Source organism: Skermanella pratensis, from assembly GCF_008843145.1.
GTDB classification, from domain to species: domain Bacteria; phylum Pseudomonadota; class Alphaproteobacteria; order Azospirillales; family Azospirillaceae; genus Skermanella; species Skermanella pratensis.
On sequence record NZ_CP030265.1, the window covers coordinates 2,973,260 to 2,989,186 of the forward strand.

The 15,927-nt window shown below is 65.9% G+C and carries 16 protein-coding genes; 9 read left to right on the forward strand and 7 right to left on the reverse strand.

Annotated features, from left to right (window positions below; genetic code table 11):
* The first annotated feature begins 69 nt into the window (after nucleotides 1–69).
* The 3 genes from DPR14_RS13525 to DPR14_RS13535 are packed head-to-tail and all read left to right on the forward strand — an operon-like array spanning nucleotide 70 to nucleotide 2,792.
* Entirely contained in the window at nucleotides 70–801 is a 732-nt protein-coding gene (locus tag DPR14_RS13525; protein ID WP_158045617.1) for a CPBP family intramembrane glutamic endopeptidase, read from the forward strand.
* 30 nt (nucleotides 802–831) lie between these two features.
* Nucleotides 832–1,995 (forward strand): carboxylate--amine ligase, encoded by a 1,164-nt coding sequence (locus DPR14_RS13530; protein WP_158045618.1) that lies wholly within the window; start codon nucleotides 832–834, stop codon nucleotides 1,993–1,995.
* Nucleotides 1,992–2,792: a metallophosphoesterase family protein gene (locus tag DPR14_RS13535; RefSeq protein ID WP_158045619.1), complete on the forward strand. Its 801-nt coding sequence runs from the start codon at nucleotides 1,992–1,994 to the stop codon at nucleotides 2,790–2,792. The genes DPR14_RS13530 and DPR14_RS13535 overlap by 4 nt, the downstream gene beginning before the upstream one ends.
* 16 nt (nucleotides 2,793–2,808) lie before the next feature.
* On the opposite strand, the gene DPR14_RS13540 is transcribed toward DPR14_RS13535, so the two are convergent.
* A complete protein-coding gene (locus DPR14_RS13540) occupies nucleotides 2,809–4,014 on the reverse strand; it encodes a GNAT family N-acetyltransferase (protein ID WP_158045620.1) in 1,206 nt (401 codons plus the stop codon).
* Nucleotides 4,015–4,297: 283 nt separating this feature from the next.
* Here DPR14_RS13540 and DPR14_RS13545 point away from each other — a divergent pair, with 283 nt between their 5' ends.
* Complete coding sequence (locus tag DPR14_RS13545; RefSeq protein WP_158045621.1) at nucleotides 4,298–5,071, forward strand: ferredoxin--NADP reductase; 774 nt, start codon at nucleotides 4,298–4,300, stop codon at nucleotides 5,069–5,071.
* Nucleotides 5,072–5,152: 81 nt separating this feature from the next.
* Here DPR14_RS13545 and DPR14_RS13550 read toward each other — a convergent pair whose 3' ends face one another.
* From DPR14_RS13550 to DPR14_RS13560, 3 genes are all read right to left on the reverse strand, one after another.
* Entirely contained in the window at nucleotides 5,153–5,929 is a 777-nt protein-coding gene (locus tag DPR14_RS13550) for a SapC family protein (RefSeq protein ID WP_192498943.1), read from the reverse strand.
* Nucleotides 5,930–5,946: 17 nt separating this feature from the next.
* A complete protein-coding gene (locus tag DPR14_RS13555; RefSeq protein ID WP_246148136.1) occupies nucleotides 5,947–6,108 on the reverse strand; it encodes a hypothetical protein in 162 nt (53 codons plus the stop codon).
* Nucleotides 6,109–6,186: 78 nt separating this feature from the next.
* Entirely contained in the window at nucleotides 6,187–6,672 is a 486-nt protein-coding gene (locus tag DPR14_RS13560) for a YchJ family protein (protein WP_158045624.1), read from the reverse strand.
* Between the two features lie 144 nt (nucleotides 6,673–6,816).
* On the opposite strand from DPR14_RS13560, the gene DPR14_RS13565 reads away from it, so the two are divergent.
* Both DPR14_RS13565 and DPR14_RS13570 read left to right on the forward strand, forming a co-directional pair.
* The gene (locus tag DPR14_RS13565; RefSeq protein WP_246148138.1) at nucleotides 6,817–7,788 is read left to right on the forward strand and encodes a phosphoribosylaminoimidazolesuccinocarboxamide synthase; all 972 of its coding nucleotides are present in this window, start codon (nucleotides 6,817–6,819) and stop codon (nucleotides 7,786–7,788) included.
* A 46-nt stretch (nucleotides 7,789–7,834) separates the two neighbouring features.
* A complete protein-coding gene (locus DPR14_RS13570) occupies nucleotides 7,835–9,139 on the forward strand; it encodes an Hsp70 family protein (protein WP_246148140.1) in 1,305 nt (434 codons plus the stop codon).
* A gap of 24 nt (nucleotides 9,140–9,163) precedes the next feature.
* Here the strand turns inward: DPR14_RS13570 and DPR14_RS13575 are convergent, their stop codons facing one another.
* On the reverse strand, nucleotides 9,164–10,015 hold the full coding sequence (locus DPR14_RS13575; protein ID WP_158045625.1) for a glucose 1-dehydrogenase: 852 nt from the start codon (nucleotides 10,013–10,015) through the stop codon (nucleotides 9,164–9,166).
* A 127-nt stretch (nucleotides 10,016–10,142) separates the two neighbouring features.
* On the opposite strand from DPR14_RS13575, the gene DPR14_RS13580 reads away from it, so the two are divergent.
* The gene (locus tag DPR14_RS13580) at nucleotides 10,143–10,895 is read left to right on the forward strand and encodes a GNAT family N-acetyltransferase (protein ID WP_211103771.1); all 753 of its coding nucleotides are present in this window, start codon (nucleotides 10,143–10,145) and stop codon (nucleotides 10,893–10,895) included.
* Nucleotides 10,896–11,123: 228 nt separating this feature from the next.
* Here DPR14_RS13580 and DPR14_RS13585 read toward each other — a convergent pair whose 3' ends face one another.
* Nucleotides 11,124–11,960, reverse strand: a complete 837-nt coding sequence (locus DPR14_RS13585) for an aldo/keto reductase (RefSeq protein WP_158045627.1) — start codon at nucleotides 11,958–11,960, stop codon at nucleotides 11,124–11,126.
* A 306-nt stretch (nucleotides 11,961–12,266) separates the two neighbouring features.
* On the opposite strand from DPR14_RS13585, the gene DPR14_RS13590 reads away from it, so the two are divergent.
* Complete coding sequence (locus DPR14_RS13590) at nucleotides 12,267–14,504, forward strand: methyl-accepting chemotaxis protein (RefSeq protein ID WP_158045628.1); 2,238 nt, start codon at nucleotides 12,267–12,269, stop codon at nucleotides 14,502–14,504.
* A gap of 133 nt (nucleotides 14,505–14,637) precedes the next feature.
* Nucleotides 14,638–15,345: a glutathione binding-like protein gene (locus tag DPR14_RS13595; RefSeq protein WP_158048133.1), complete on the forward strand. Its 708-nt coding sequence runs from the start codon at nucleotides 14,638–14,640 to the stop codon at nucleotides 15,343–15,345.
* 9 nt (nucleotides 15,346–15,354) lie between these two features.
* On the opposite strand, the gene DPR14_RS13600 is transcribed toward DPR14_RS13595, so the two are convergent.
* On the reverse strand, nucleotides 15,355–15,804 hold the full coding sequence (locus DPR14_RS13600) for a GerW family sporulation protein (RefSeq protein WP_158045629.1): 450 nt from the start codon (nucleotides 15,802–15,804) through the stop codon (nucleotides 15,355–15,357).
* Between the last annotated feature and the right edge of the window lie 123 nt (nucleotides 15,805–15,927).

The window sequence follows — 15,927 nt, forward strand, 5'->3', positions numbered from 1 at the left end:
TTCCGCGCCCCGACTGCCGCTGGATTCGGGACAATTGAGCAAATCCGGTCTGCCGGACCGGGCCGCTCCATGACCATGTCCGGACCGATGGAACCCGGCTCCGAAGTTCCGGCCCGTCACCCCTGGGCCGGCTTGACCTTGCGGCTCGCCGACCTGGTGATCATCGTGGCCCTTGCCGCGGGGGCGCTGCTGGCACTCCGGCTGTTCCTGAACCCGCGGGAGATCACCAGCGGCTTGGTGATCTCGTTCCTGATCGGCCAGAACATCGCTCTGGTTGCGATCATCTGGCTGATCGCGGTGGTCTGGCGCCGCACGCCCTGGCGGGCGCTCGGCTTCGTCTCCGCAGACCGGCGATGGTACCGCAGGGTGGTTCCGATGGCCCTGCTGGTCCAGGTCGTGGTCATCCTGACCAACGTCCTGATCTCGCTGGGTCTCGGAGAACCGTTCGACAACCCGCAGATCGCGCTGATCATGCCGGACCCGGGCGACTGGACCGCGATGGTCGGAATCCTTTTGGCGACCTCGCTGCTCGCCCCCTTCGCCGAGGAACTGGCCCTGCGGGCGGTGCTCTATGGCTGGCTTCGCCGACACGCCGGACCACTCCTGTCCGCGCTGGTCAGCGCTATCCTGTTCGCCATGCTGCACGGAAGCCTGATCCTATTGCCCGGAACCTTCCTGGTCGGTCTGGTGCTAGCCTGGGTGTATGAGCGGAGTGGTTCGTTGATACCCTGCATCCTGCTTCACGGATGCTTCAACGCGATCTCCACTCTGCTCGTCTTCGCCGTCGCGGCCAGTGCATGAGGGACCCCTTACCGGCATGAGTGAAGTTGCATGAGCGAGAAACCGGACAAGCGGGCCCTGGCCTGCGTCATGGGCGACATGAACATGGTGCGAGCCCTGGGAATGGGCGGCATCGGCTGCGCGCTGGTGACAGGGCCCGGCGACCCGGCCCTTCATTCGCGGTACACGCGGCAGGCCATTTTCTGGGACGACTTCGAGAACCGCCACGCCGATCTGATCGACCTTCTGGTCGGGTTCGCCTCCCGCCAGCCGGAACCGCCGGTGCTTTACTATCAGCAGGACGCCCAGTTGCTGATGGTGTCGAGACACCGCGACTGGCTGGACGGTTCGTTCAAGTTCGTCGTGCCGGAAGCGGGCCTGGTCGAGGACCTGGTGGACAAGGCCCGGTTCCAGATCCTGGCGGAGCGCCTGCGGCTGCCGGTCCCACGTACCCGCCGGATCGATTTTTCCGTCGGAGCGCCGGACATGGCACCGTCGGACATCGACCTGCGCTTCCCGATCATCGTCAAGCCGCTGACCCGCTACATCGCATGGGGTGCCATCGGTGGAGCCGGCAAGGCGTTGCGGATCGGGAGTCCCGAGGAACTCCAGGCGCTGTGGCCCGACCTGATCGCCGGCGGAATGGACCTGCTCGCCCAGGAGATGATCCCCGGCCCGGAAACCCGGATCGAGAGCTACCACTGCTACGTCGACAGCGTCGGCAGCGTGGTCGGCGATTATACCGGGCGAAAGATCAGAACTTACCCGGAAGCTCTGGGCCACAGCACGGCCTTGACCATAACGGACGAGGCCGATGTCAGGACGCTGGGACGGGAGTTGGTCGAAAAGCTGCAACTGACCGGAGTCGCCAAGTTCGATTTCAAGCGTGCGCCGGACGGCACGCTGCACCTGCTGGAGGTCAATCCCCGCTTCAACCTGTGGCATTATGTCGGGGCGGCCGCCGGGGTCAACCTCCCGGCCCTGGTCTACGGCGACCTCCTGGGCTGGCGGCGCCCCGCGGTGCCGCGCGCCCGTGCTGGGGCTTCCTGGTGCAACATCACCCGGGACAAGCTGGCGGCTCGTGAGAGCGGAGTGCCCATGGCGGAGTGGTGGCCTTGGATGATCCGGTGCGAGGCCAAGTCCATCACCCTGCGCGACCCCATGCCGTTCCTGCGCAAGACGGTGTCGCGCGTGCTGCCGGCGCGCTGGCGATGATCGCCATCATCTCGGACATCCATTCCAACCTGGAAGCCCTCGAAGCGACGCTCGAGGCGATCCGGGCCGAGCGGGTCGCGCGTATCCTCTGCCTGGGCGACATCGTCGGCTATAATGCCGATCCGGGCGGGTGCATCCGCCTGCTGCGGGACTCGGGCGCCGTCTGCGTCGCCGGAAACCACGATCGGGCGGTGACCGGCCAGATCACGACCGAAGGCTTCAACCCGCTCGCCGCCCGCGCGGTCGAGTGGACCAGGATGCGGCTCGGCGCCGACGACCTGGACTGGCTGTCACGCCTTCCCCTCAAGCTCGATCTGGCCGAGGAGGGCAGCCCCGGCCTGGTGGCCGTCCACGGTGCGATTCATCCAGACACCGGGTGCGAGCTGGTAAGGCTGGACACTGACGAGCGACGCGCGCTGAGCTTCGCGGCGCTCGAATCGCACCCGTCGGGCGCCCGGATCTGCGCCTTCGGCCACACCCACCGCATCGGGATTTTCGAGAAGCGGGAGAGTGCCGTGAGTGCCCACCAGGGTGACGGGGCGATCATCCGGGACGGATCGTTCTATCTCGTCAACCCCGGGACAGTCGGCCAGCCGCGGAGTTCCGACCGCCGCGCCAGCTTCATGCTGGTCGACCCCGCGGCCCGGACCGTCCAAGTACACCGGGTTTCCTATGATTACCGCCGGGCGATGGCGAAGACCCGGGAAGCCGGCTTAGCCGCCCGCCTGTCCCGGGTGCCGGAACCCTTCAGAGGTCCTATCCGCCGGATCTATCACGCGATCCGGGGCCGGACGTGACGGTGCGGAAGGCAGGTCATGGATTGCTTGACGCGGCCCGCAGCTTCAACAGCCGGCGGCGCAGCAGCCTGAGCGATCCGTCGATGCGGCCGAGACCGGCTTCGACCCTTCTGGCAAGCCGGTCGGGCCCGATGGATACCCAGTTCATGGGTGCCTGGGCGTTGGACAGGTGGGCCTTGTGTCCCGAAGACCCCGCCATGAAGTCGTAGACAGCCTCGCCCCGGTCCAGGGCGTCCTCGATGGCCAGGACATGGCTGACAAGTCCGGGCTTCAACCTGTTGTCGGACTCATAGGCGAAGCCGCTCTGGTAGTTCAGCACCGTGCCACGCCAGACGAAATTGTAGAGGTAGCCGAAATCGGCACCGCCGGCCGCCGCGCGGCATATTCTCACCACGCCGGAATCGATGCCGCGCCGGATCAGTTCGCGATGGAACGAGCCGAACACGGGATTGCTGAAGGCGTCGGTCTTTCCCCGCGCGGCCCAGACTTGGCGGTGGAGCGTTTCGAGCCCGTCGAAGAAGGCCAGGGCCTGCTGCTCGTCGCATGCCACCTGGAAGTCGATGCCGCCGCGCGCCTCGTACAGCCGGATGGCCCGGTTGACGCCCGCGCGGCTGCTCTTGCCGAGGCCGGCGCGGTAGTTCCCGCCTCGCCCGCGCACGGCGTCCAGGTCGACCCACTTGGCGGAGTCCGAGCGGCGTACCTGGAGGCGATATCCGAGCTGGTCCGCCAGGGAGCGCACGGCTCCCTCCATCCGCTGGTCCAGCCCCGCCAGCACCAGCTCGTCGCAGCCGGGAAGATTGCGCGCCATCCAGAGCAGACAGGCCGAGGTCACCTCGTCAGCACAGGACCGATCGGCGAGGATCCCGTTGTACTCGATCGTCAGGTTGTCGATTCCACGATCGCCGGTCTCGTGGAGCAGCCAGGACGGTGTCCGCACCACGCCGTAACGCCAGACCGTGCGTCGGCACAGGATCGCCAAGCCAACCACCTGCCCGCCCCGCTTTGCCACAAGCACGTGGGGCCTCGCCCAGTCCGGCAGATGGTCCAGCCAGCAGCCGATCCAGTGCCACGACAGGAAGAACGAGCCGTCCGCCCGGATCTGCAGGTCCGTCCAGGCGGCCTCCAGGCCGGGCATGCTTCCGGCCGGCAGGAAATCGATCTCCACCGGCTGGCCGTCTTTAAGCGAACCACCATCCATCTTGATTGCGAAGCTGCTTTCCAAGTTCATCCCGGGGCGAAACGTCGCTTCATAACAACCCGTTGGGACCGCGGGGCCAGCGTTCATTGGACTTACGACTGATGTCGGCCATGGCCCGTTCGGCTGTGGCGTCTATCTTGGTCCGGGTATGCTTGCCGCCGGTGCACGTTCGGCAACGGCTTAATTACATACCAGCCATGTCATACAGAAACCATCTGCGGCGGCTCGTCGCGGAAAATATTGTTGTGTGGTGCGCTGTCTTTGTACATATATGACGGCAACCCCGGTGACAGCCAGATAAGACGCGATGTCCAATATTCTGAGAGAGACGGTCCTTGAAGTCCACCACTGGACCGACAGCCTGTTCAGCCTGAAAACCACACGCGATCCCGGCTTCCGCTTCGACAGCGGCGAGTTTGCCATGATGGGCCTCGAAGTCGACGGGCGCCCATTGCTGCGCGCCTACAGCGTGGTCAGCTCCCCCTACGAGGAACAGCTGGAGTTCCTGTCGATCAAGGTTCCCAACGGCCCCTTGACCAGCCGCCTGCAGCACGTCAAGCCGGGCGACACCATCCTTATCAACCGGAAAGCCACCGGAACCCTGCTGCTGCACAATCTGCTGCCCGGCAAGACCCTGTGGCTGCTGTCCACCGGCACCGGCCTGGCGCCCTTCCTGTCTATCGCCAAGGACCCGACCGTGTATGACCGGTTCGACCGGATCGTCCTCACCCACACCGTGCGCCACAAGGCGGAACTGGAGTGCGGGGAGAAAGCGTTGGAGATCCTTCGCGAGAACGAATACATCGGTGAACTCGCCGCCGAGAAGCTGGTCTATTATCCGACCGTGACGCGGGAGCCGTTCCGCAACGAAGGTCGGATCACCGACCTGATGCGATCCGGCAAGGTGTACCAGGACCTCGGCCTGACGCCGCTCGACCCCGCCGACGACCGCGTCATGATCTGCGGCAACCCGCACATGACCTCCGAGCTGACCCGGTACATGGAAGATCTGGGCTTCGAGATGGGCGCCAACAACAAGCCCGGCACCTTCGTCATCGAGAAGGCTTTCGCCCAGCGCTGACCGCCCTGGGCGCGGGGCCTTTGGGTCCGGGCCTGGGATCGGACGGCGGCTACCGAGGTCCGCCGTCCGATCCCGAAACCGTCAGTATCCTGACGCCAGCGCCATGAGGCGCTGCCAGTTCAAGGATGACGCGATCTGGAGGTGGATCAGGCCGATCCAGCCCTTACGGCGGAAGTCCAGATACACATCGTCCGGCAGGGCGTCGAATTTTCCCGGGTTGATCCCCAGGAAACCGGTCAGGTTGAACATCTCTCCGCCGTTCATCTTGATTTCCGCCTGATAGCGGTCCAGCAGGTCATGGCTCTTCAGAGCCTCCGCGAACTGCCGGGTGTCGGCGATCTGGTTCTGGTAGGCCCGGCAGAACTCCATGGCTTCCTGGCCGGCTTTCGAAAGCTCTCCGCCCGCTTCGAAGACCGCCGGACCGTCCGGGAATTCCGCCGCCTCGTCGATGCAGACGGTGAACTCGCCGTGCTTCTCGGTTTCCATCAGGACCAGCGGATAGCGCCTGACATAGGCGGGAACATAGGTATCCGCCCGCCAAGCCGGCCGGCCGTCCTGCTCGCGCAGGAACAAGTTCTGCCGGTCGCGCAGCCCCAGCAGGACGATCGGCATGCAGACAGGGCCGTCCGTGAACAGGATCGGGTAGTCGCGCGCCGACAGGGGGAACTCCTCGATCATCACGGGCAGGCTGTTGGCCTCGGCCGCGAAGCCGAGATCGGACGACGCACGCAGGCGGGCTGATCCGTGGCGGTTCCGGTCGAGCGGAACGGGCCTGCGGTAGAAAAGAGGCAGTTTCGATTCCGAATCGGCTGCCGCTTCGGGGCTGCCGGAGTGTTGGACGGCGCTGCTGTCAGTCACGCGTGGTGCTCCTGTGCTCAGGCTTCCAGAACGACCTCGACCTCCGGCATGTCGCTCAGCCGCTCGGCCAGCAGCGGCGTGCAGCTCACTTCCAGGATACCGAAGGCCGAAGAGGGGAGAACCCGGTCGAGTTCCCCCACAAGGCCATTGCCTGACAGAAACTCCTTAAGAATTTCCACGTTTACATCGCGCTCCTGGCGTCCGCGGGATCGTGCCGGCGCCGGCTGCGAGAAGTGGACCTTGTACCGCCTGAACATCTATGCCGCCGCTCCATGGCATTTCTTGTACTTCTTGCCGCTGCCGCAGGGGCACGGGTCGTTCCGACCGATTTTCGCCGCGACACGGGGTCGCGGGCCCATGATGCCGTCGACATAGTACCAGCGGTCGTCGCGCCGGGCGAAACGGCCGGTCTCGTGGTGGACATTGGGCTTGCCCTGCATGGTGAAGTGGGCCACGAACTCGACGAAACCTTCGGTGTCGCCCTCACCGCCGTCGGTCGTCGATCGCACCTCCAACCCCGTCCACTCGCTGCTCCTGGCCCACTGCTCGGTGTCGGCCCGGCTGAAGTCGCCGCGGGTCTCCGGCAGCAGGGAGCTTTCCAGGTAGTCGACGTTGGCCGTCGCGAAGGCGGAATAGCGCGAGCGCATCAGGGCTTCGGCCGTGGGCGCCGCGGCCGTGCCGGCAAGGTAGGGACCGCAACAGTCGTCGAAGGCGCGGCCGGATTTGCAGTAGCAGTCGGTCATATGTCGGTTCTCCCTGGTTCGGGGCATTGGTTTAGCGGAACCGATCCTCCGATGCCACGGGCAACAGGGCTGCAAACGGCGCGGTAGGCGCAACGGACCCGCCGGGCTATGATGCGCGCTTCATTTCCCGACCGGGGCCCTGTGGTGACCAAGACGATTTCCCAAGCGCATCTGAGCAACGTGCTGCGCGACGCGACGATCCCCGAACTGCCAGGCCATTACCGGGGCAAGGTCCGCGACAACTACGACCTGCCCGACGGACGGCGCATCATCATCGCCACCGACCGGCTGAGCGCGTTCGACCGCATCCTGACCGCCGTCCCGTTCAAGGGGGAGGCGCTGACCCAGATCGCCCGCTTCTGGTTCGAGCGGACGGCCGATGTCTGTCCCAACCACGTGATCGACTACCCCGATCCGAATGTCGTCGTATGCCGCCGGCTGGACATCATGCCCGTCGAGATCGTCGTCCGCGACTACCTCACCGGCACGACCAGCACGTCGATCTGGTCGATGTACAAAACGGGCCGGCGCGACATGTACGGCGTCCGTCTGCCGGACGGCATGTCCGAGCACCAGAAGCTGCCGGAAACCATCATCACCCCGACGACGAAGGCATTCGACGCCGGCCACGACGAGCCGCTGACGCCGGCGGAGATCACGGGGCGCGGGCTGCTGACCCAGGCGCAGTGGGACGAGGTGTCGGGCTTGGCGCTGGCGCTGTTCGACCGCGGACGCGAGATCGCGGCGCGGCAGGGTTTGATCCTGGTGGACACCAAGTACGAGTTCGGGTTCGACGGCGACGGCAGGATCATCCTGGCGGACGAGATCCACACGCCCGACAGCAGCCGCTACTGGTTCGGCCAGAGCTATGGGCGGCGGGTCGCGGCGGGCGAACGGCCGGAGAGTTTCGACAAGGACTTCGTCCGCACCTGGGTGACCGCGCGCTGCGATCCGTACAAGGATCCGATCCCCGAAATCCCGGACGATGTTGTGCTCCAGGCGGCGGCCCTCTATATCGACGTCTTCCAGCGGATCACCGGGCAGGATTTTCCCATCCCCGATGACCCGACGCCGGTCCTGGAGCGGATCCGCGCCAACCTCGCGCGCTACTTCTGACGCTTCCGCCGGCGGGCTCCCTCCCCGTCACCCCAGGGTTTGACCGTTGACCTACGTCGGCATCGATTTCGGCACCACCAACAGCGCGGTCGCCGTGGCGGAGGCGTCCGGCCCGTCGCGGCTGGTGCCGCTGGCGGCAGCCGGCCGGACGTTCGACACCTTCCGCTCGGTCCTGTTCTTCGAGAAGCAGGAGGATCGGCTGGGATCCACGCTGGTCCACTGGGCGGGGCCCGAAGCTATCGACGCCTATCTTGAAAGCGACGGCGAGGGCCGGTTCGTCCAGTCGGTGAAATCCTACCTGGCCGCGAAGGACTTCACAGGCACGAGCATCCTGGGCAAGCAGTTCGGCATCGAGCCGCTTGTATCGCTGATCCTGAAGGACCTGAAGTCGAAGGCCGAAGCCTCGGCCGGTCCCCTGCCCGCAACCGTCGTCGTCGGGCGGCCGGCGCATTTCGTGGGCGAGGCGGGCGAGGATGCCGAGGCGCTTGCGCTGGACCGGCTGCGCGATGCCTTCGCCCGGGCCGGCATGACCGACATCAGGTTCGAACTGGAGCCGGTCGCCGCCGCGTATCATTATGAGAGCGGTCTGGAACGCGACGAGACCGTGCTGATCGCCGATTTCGGCGGCGGCACGAGCGATTTCTGTTTGCTGCGGGTCGGTCCCAAGGCCCGTGCCCGGGCGGAGGCCGGGGACGACCGGGCCGGCGACATCCTGGGTGTGGGCGGCGTCGGCATCGCCGGGGACAGCTTCGACAGCCGGATCGTCGAGCACTGCGTGACGCCGCACCTGGGCAGGGGAACCCGCTACCGGGCCATGGACGGGCAGATGTTGCCGATGCCGGTATGGCCCTTCGAATACATGCGCCGCTGGCACCTGCTGTCGTTCCTGAACACCGGCCAGACCCGGCGGATGCTCGCCGATATCCTGCGCACCGCGGAGGAACCGGAGCGGGTGCGCGCCCTGATCACCATGATCGAGGAAGGCCTTGGCTTCCATCTGCATCGCGCGGTGGAGCAGGCCAAGGTGGCGCTGTCGGCTGAGCCCCAGACCCTGTTCAGGTTCGCCCTGCCCGGCACGGTCGTCGAAACGCCGATCCGCCGCGACGAGTTCGAGGAGTGGATCAAACCGGAGACGGAAGCCATCGCCGCCTGCGTCGATGACCTGATGGCGCGTAGCGGCGTCGGTGCGGCGGGGGTCGACCGGGTGTTCCTGACCGGCGGGTCTTCGTTCATCCCGGTGATCCGCAGGCTGTTCGCCGACCGGTTCGGCGAGGGCAAGCTGAAGACGGGCGGCGAACTGACCTCGGTGGCGAGCGGCCTCGCGCTCGCCGCCCGCAACGCCTCCCGGTGAGCCTACCGCTGAGAGGAACTCCGCTCAGGAAGCCCAGTTCTGCTTGAAGTCGCCGAACAGCGTCAGGCCGCCGCAGGCGTAGATGGTCTGGCCGGTGATGTAGGACGCCTCGTCCGACGCGAGAAACGCGAAGACCGACGCCATTTCCTCCGGCGAGCCGGCTCGGCCCATGGGGATGTGGGACTCCACGTTGTCTCGGGCCTCCTCGTCGTTGCGCCAGGCATTGTTGATGTCGGTCAGGATGGCGCCCGGAGCCACCGCGTTGACCCGGATGCCGCGGTCGGCATATTCGAGCGCCAGGGTCCGGGTCATGTTGCCCATGCCTCCCTTGGAGATCGAATAGGCGATGAAGCCCGGCTTGGGGACCAGCTGGTGGACGCTGGAGCAGTTCACGATGGTCCCGCCGCCCGGCCGGGACAGGAAGTGCCTGATCGCCGCCTGGGAGCACACCAGGGCACCGGTCAGATTGATGCTCAGGATCCTGTGGAACTCTTCCATGGTATAATCGTGGCTTTCGGCCTCCGACTGGACGCCGGCATTGTTCACCAGGATGTCGAGGCGGCCCCAGTCGGCAACGACGTCGTCCACCATCGCCACAGCCGCGCGTCCGTCGCCGACATCGGCCTGGATGATCCTGTGGCGGTCGGCGGCCTCCCGGAAACCGGCCTGAATGGAAGCGTCGCGTGCGCGCTCCAGCGTCTCGTTGGCCGCATCCTCCGATCCGGCGTAATTGATCGCCACGGCGGCGCCCTCTTCGGCATAGCGGACAGCGACGGCGCTGCCGATGCCCCGCGATGCTCCGGTGACGAGGGTATGGCGCCCCCGGAGCCGGGGAGCGGTCGCCCGTTGGGGCTGCGGCGTTGAAGTGTCTGACATGTAACTTGCTACCTCTCGATCCTGTCGGGTGCTGGTCGACGGGATAACGTTTGCCATAACGGTTTTGTCTCCGGCCGGCCTTTGCGGATAGTCTCACCCCGGGGCGACGACATGGACGGAGATGGGAATGGACGACGGGGAGTCCGCGGTGCGCGGTATCGAGGAAAGAGCCTTCAACGCGTGGCCGTCGCTCGCATCCGTCCAGTGCGACGGCTGGCTGTTCCGCTTCTCCCAAGGATTGACCAAGCGGGCCAACTCCGTCAACGCGCTGCAGCCCGCCGGTCCGTTCCGCGACACGTTGGGCCTGGCCGAGGACCTGTACCCGCGGCAGCGTCTGCCTGTGATCTTCCGGCTGTCGCCCCTGGCCGGGAACGAACCGGACGATATCCTCCACCGTGTCGGGTACCGGCGGACAGACGAGACACTGGTCATGACGGCGGCACTGGGCGACAGGATGCCTTTGGATCCGGAAGTGGTGATCACCGCGTCCCCCGACATGTCCTGGAGCGAGGGTTTCGCCGCGGCCATCGGCATCAGCCCAACCATGAGAGAGATCCACGACCGCATGCTCGGTTCCATCCTGCTGCCAGCCGCCTTCGCCACCGTTCTCGACGGCGGGCGGGCGGCAGGCTATGGCTTGGCGGTAGCCGAACGCGGCATGGTCGGTCTTTTCGACATCGTGACCGTGCCCGAGTTTCGACGCCGCGGAAGCGCCCGGCGGATGGTCGAAGCCCTTCTTGCCTGGGGCGCCGCACGGAACGCCGAACGCGCCTATCTCCAGGTCGTCTCGTCCAACGAACGGGCGCTCAATCTCTACGAGGCGGCCGGCTTCCGGGAGGCCTACCGGTACCATTACCGGGTCAGGCCCTCCGGAACCTAGTTGCTCGGCACAGTGGTTTTGATTGATCTATCGTAGGTCGGCCTCGGCCGAAGGCCGACGCCGACAGCGTGGCCGGAGCGTTGACGCAGGGTGTCGGCGTTCGCCCTGACGGGCGAAGGCCGACCTACGCCATTACGGCACTCCGCTCCGCCGAACGTCATCAAAAACACTGTGCGAGACCACTAGTGGTCTGACCCCGATGTTCCGGCTCCGGCCGGAACGGCAGGATCAGAGCATCTCGAGCGACCGTGGTCCGGTCGGCGGCGGGAAGGCCCGGTCGAGGGCCGCTAGATCCTCTTCGCTCAGAACCAGGTCTGCCGCGGCGCGATTGACCTTCACATGGTCCGGATCGCTGGCCTTCGGGATGGCGACGATGCCTTCGTGCCGAAGCACCCAGGCCAGCGCCACCTGGAACATGCTGGCGCCGAGGCGATCCGCGATAGCCCGCAGGGCGCCCTTGGCCGGGATCCGCCCCTGTTCGATGGGGCTGTAGGCCATGACCGGGATGGACTGCTCCGCGCACCAGGGAAGCAGATCCCATTCGATGCCCCTACGCGTGAGATTGTAGAGGACCTGGTTGGCGGCGCATGCTTCGCCGCCGGGCACTTCCAACAATTCGGCCATGTCGTCGGGGTCCAGGTTGCTGACGCCCCAGGCGCGGATCTTGCCCTGCTCCTTCAGACGCTCGAACGTTTCGACCGTCTCGGCCAGCGGTATGCCGCCGCGCCAATGCAGCAGGTAAAGCTCCATGCGATCGGTGCCGAGGCGTTTAAGACTGCGCTCGCACGCCTCGACCGCGCTGCGCCGGCCGGCATTGTGGGGATAGACCTTGCTGACCAGGAAACAGTCGTCCCGGCGCCCTGCCATCGCCTCGCCGACGACCTCCTCGGCCCCGCCGTCGCCATACATCTCCGCCGTGTCGATCAGACTCATGCCAAGATCCAGGCCCAGCTGAAGCGAACGGACTTCGCGGTCACGCTGGCGCCGGTCCTCGCCCATCCCCCAGGTGCCTTGCCCCAAGATCGGCACCGGCATCGACGCCAGGGGAATGGAACGGATCGGCATATCGGTCTCCTTCGTCGGTCATCATGTCGCTTGTCAGGCAACGAACGCAGGACTTGCGGTTCCGGTTGCCTGACCGGCCGACTGCACCGGTCCGTGCCATGGCCGGCAACAAAATTAGATTTCATGAGCAATGAAATCACAAGGATTTCGTGAATAGATCGGCGCACCTTGTTTTCCAGCCGGACAATTAGCCTGCAGGATAGTCCCAGCTGCCTATGTAGGAAATATGCCTCATAACATCTTCATTTAACTGCGCGTTCATGGTAACTCTTTCGAGAGATTAACCCACGGTTGTTGGAGTGTCTGATGTTCCGTTCCCTTGGCATCGCCCAACGGTTGGCGATCGCGGCGCTGTTGTTCCTGGCTCCGGTGGGCTTCGTACTGACGGCGCTTATCGGCAATCAGAACACGACGATCCGGTTCAGCGAAAAGGAACTTACCGGAACGTTCCAGCTGAGGCAGGTCGCAGCGGTTCACAGGGACTTGGCCCTTGCGAACCTCCGGGACGACAAGCCGGCAAGCGGCGGCGTCGCGGTCCTGGAGTCGGCCGAGCGGAGCTTCGGCGAGGGAATGGAAAGCGCCGAGCTGACCAGCAAGGCCGCGGCGGCGGTGGGATCGGCTGCGGCGAGCGGAACAGGCCTCGACGAGGCGCGGGCGGCATTGAGGGCATTGACCGCCCGGGTCGGCGACAAGAGCAACCTGATTCTCGACCCGGATCTCGACTCCTTCTACGTCATGGACATCATGCTGGTGAAGCTGCCCGAGGCGCTCGACCGGATCGTCGCCATGGTGACCCTGGCCCGACGGACTTTCGCCGACGGCACGCTGGACCCGGAGGAGCGGGTCGCCTTCTACGTCGAGCTTGGCGGGCTGAAGACAGTGGCCGACGGCATCGACTCATCGCTCGCGTCGGCCTACAGCGGCAGCGCCGACGGGTCGGTCAAGGCCGCCCTTGACGGGCCGGCACGCGCCCTGATCGGCGATATGACGGCCCTGCTGGCCTCGATCGAGCGCGGCACGCCGGACCCGGCGACGGTGGAGTCCCTGGTCGCCAAGTGGGGCAACTTCTACCAGGCCGTTTCCTCCGACCTGGAACGGCTGCTGGAGACCCGCATCGGCGGGTTCCGCTCGTCGCAGTTCTGGACCCTGCTGATCACGGCGCTCCTGTTCGGAGGGGCGGCGCTTGCCGTTCTCCTGGTGGTCCGGCGCGGCGTCCTGGTGCCGCTGCTCGGCCTTACGCAGGCGATGCAGCGGCTCGCCGAGGGCGACCTGGACTGCGCCGTTCCCGGCATCGGCAGGAGCGACGAGGTCGGCGCCATGGCCTCCGCCACGGCGGTGTTCCGCGATGCGGCGCGCCGCAACCGGGAGCTGGAAGCAGAGCAGGCACGGCAGCAGGCGAACCGGGCGCGCCGCCAGGATGCACTGGAAGCCCTGACCCATGACTTCCAGGCAGCCATCTCCGGCCAGTTGCGGGCGGTGGCTGCCGCCGCCACCCAGCTCCAGGCGACCGCGGGATCTCTGAATGCCGAGGCGGAGCGGGCATCGGAGCAGGCCGTGCAGGCAGCGGAAAGCGCGGATGCCGCGGCGCGCAACGCCGAGCTGGTTTCGTCCGCGGCGGAGGAACTGGCCGGCGCAAGCGGCGAGATCGGCGTGCAGGTCGAACGCACGACCCTGACGACCCGGGCGGCGGTCGAACAGGCCGGCCGCGCCGAATCCGTCACCCGGGAATTGACGAACGTAGCGGCCGGCGTTACCCAGATCGTCCAGTTCATCCAGGACATCGCGTCGCAGACCAATCTCCTGGCGCTCAACGCGACGATTGAGGCGGCCCGCGCGGGCGAGGCAGGCAAAGGGTTTGCCGTCGTCGCGGGCGAGGTCAAGAACCTGGCGACCCAGACTTCCAAGGCGACCGAGGAAGTAACCGCCAAGGTGAACGCGGTGGTCGATTCGGCCAACGGCGTTGCCAGCCTGATCGGCGAGATTTCCCGGACGATCGGCGCCATCGACGAAAGCTCCGGCATGATCGCCGCCGCGGTGACCCAGCAGGACGCCTCGACGTCCGAGATCAGCCGCAACGTCAAGGAAGCTGCGGACAAGAGCATGCATGCCTCCGGCAACATCGGCATGGTCAAGGACACGACCGACTTCACCAAGGCCGCGGCGATGGAGCTTCTTTCGGCCGCGTCCGATTTGTCGATCCAGGCCGAGACGCTGCGCGGCGAAGTCGACCAGTTCCTGTCGGCCATGAGCAGCGCCGGGGAACGCCGCACCTTCGAGCGGCGGCCTCACGACGCCCCGATCACGGTCATCGTCGGCAACCAGTCGATCTCCGGCCGGATGATCGACATTTCCAGCGGCGGCGCCGCGGTTCGGGTCCATGGAAGCTGGCCGATCGGCACGGCGTTGACTCTGGTCTTCGCCGGACATCGGATCGCCGGACGCGTCGTGGAGGAACATGACGGAGCCGTCCGCATCCAGTTCCGGTTCGACATGGAGACCAGGTCGCTGGTGGAACGCCTGTTCGAAAAGGAACTGGCCGCCTGACCCGCGGGCTGCGGATCGGGGGCCGGGCCTGGGAACGGAACGGTCCGCCGATGGTTGCCGGGGACGGCGGGACATGATATGGAACGATCAGTCCATAATTAGTGCCGCACCTCAGCTTTGGAAGGCCATCGACATGATCGATCTGCATTACTGGACGACTCCCAACGGCCATAAGGTCACGATATTCCTGGAGGAGACCGGGCTTCCTTACCGGATCATCCCGGTCAACATCAGCACCGGCGAGCAGTTCAAGCCGGAATTCCTGAAGATCGCTCCGAACAACCGCATACCGGCGATCCTGGACCATGAGCCGGCCGGCGGCGGTGAGCCGATTTCCGTTTTCGAGTCCGGTGCGATCTTGATCTATCTGGCCGAGAAATCCGGGAAGTACCTGCCCCGGGACCCGCGCGGTCGCGCCGAGGTGCTTCAGTGGCTGATGTGGCAGATGGGCGGACTGGGACCTATGGCGGGCCAAAACCACCATTTCGTCCAGTACGCGCCGGAACGCATCCCGTACGCCACGGATCGCTACGTCAAGGAGACGAACCGTCTGTACGGTGTGCTGGACCGGCGTCTGGCGGACCGGCAGTTTGTCGCGGGGGACTACTCCATCGCCGACATGGCGGCTTATCCGTGGATCGTCCCCTACGAGCGCCAACAGCAGGATCTGAACGACTTCCCGAACCTGAAGCGCTGGTTCGAGACCATCCGGGAGCGGCCGGCAGTCGTCCGTGCCTACGACCGCGCCGCCGAGATCAACAGCCAACCGACCATGACCGAGGAAGCCAAGAAGATCATGTTCGGCCAGACGGCATCGACGACGACGAGCACCACGAAGTAACGGCGATTCTCAATCCAGCGGGGCGACGGCGACCACCGTGGATGCCGGCGCCGCCGGGGCGGGAGCCGGTACCGGCTCCGTGGTCGGCTGGGTCGCGGCGGCCGATGACTTGTCCCGGCGATAGGCGTTGCTCAACTCGCTCGCGACGTCGGAATGGGCCTTGGTCGCCAAAGCCACGAATTCGGACTGCAGATGCTGGATCTCCACCCGGTCCGGACGGACGACGACGACCGCGCAGGGAACCACACCGCCACCGCCACCGCCACCGCAGGCCTCGCCGAAGATAGATCCTCCGCCGGCGCCGACCCCGAAAGTCGTGACATAGATCGGGACCAGCGTCGTGTCTCCCACCTGGATCGGCGTTCCCGCGACCCCCTTCCCCAGGATCTTCTGGAACTCCTGAAGGGTCGAGACCAGCAGGCCCTGGACCGGGTCGGGCATGAACAGGTTGGTCAGCATCGCGGATCTCCGTAAGTAGCTGGTTGATGCTTATCATTACGGGTATCAAGGATGCGAGTCTCTTCCATAAGCTGATCGAAGTTTTCGCCGATATCGTGATTTGATGGAGGCGTCCGTTCTGCC

Coding starts and splice junctions, on each gene's coding strand:
- DPR14_RS13525 (WP_158045617.1), top strand. CDS start 70: ATGACCATGTCCGGACCGATGGAACCCGGCTCCGAAGTTCCGGCCCGT.
- DPR14_RS13530 (WP_158045618.1), top strand. CDS start 832: ATGAGCGAGAAACCGGACAAGCGGGCCCTGGCCTGCGTCATGGGCGAC.
- DPR14_RS13535 (WP_158045619.1), top strand. CDS start 1,992: ATGATCGCCATCATCTCGGACATCCATTCCAACCTGGAAGCCCTCGAA.
- DPR14_RS13545 (WP_158045621.1), top strand. CDS start 4,298: ATGTCCAATATTCTGAGAGAGACGGTCCTTGAAGTCCACCACTGGACC.
- DPR14_RS13560 (WP_158045624.1), bottom strand. CDS start 6,672: ATGACCGACTGCTACTGCAAATCCGGCCGCGCCTTCGACGACTGTTGC.
- DPR14_RS13575 (WP_158045625.1), bottom strand. CDS start 10,015: ATGTCAGACACTTCAACGCCGCAGCCCCAACGGGCGACCGCTCCCCGG.
- DPR14_RS13580 (WP_211103771.1), top strand. CDS start 10,143: ATGGACGACGGGGAGTCCGCGGTGCGCGGTATCGAGGAAAGAGCCTTC.
- DPR14_RS13585 (WP_158045627.1), bottom strand. CDS start 11,960: ATGCCGATCCGTTCCATTCCCCTGGCGTCGATGCCGGTGCCGATCTTG.
- DPR14_RS13590 (WP_158045628.1), top strand. CDS start 12,267: ATGTTCCGTTCCCTTGGCATCGCCCAACGGTTGGCGATCGCGGCGCTG.
- DPR14_RS13595 (WP_158048133.1), top strand. CDS start 14,638: ATGATCGATCTGCATTACTGGACGACTCCCAACGGCCATAAGGTCACG.
- DPR14_RS13600 (WP_158045629.1), bottom strand. CDS start 15,804: ATGCTGACCAACCTGTTCATGCCCGACCCGGTCCAGGGCCTGCTGGTC.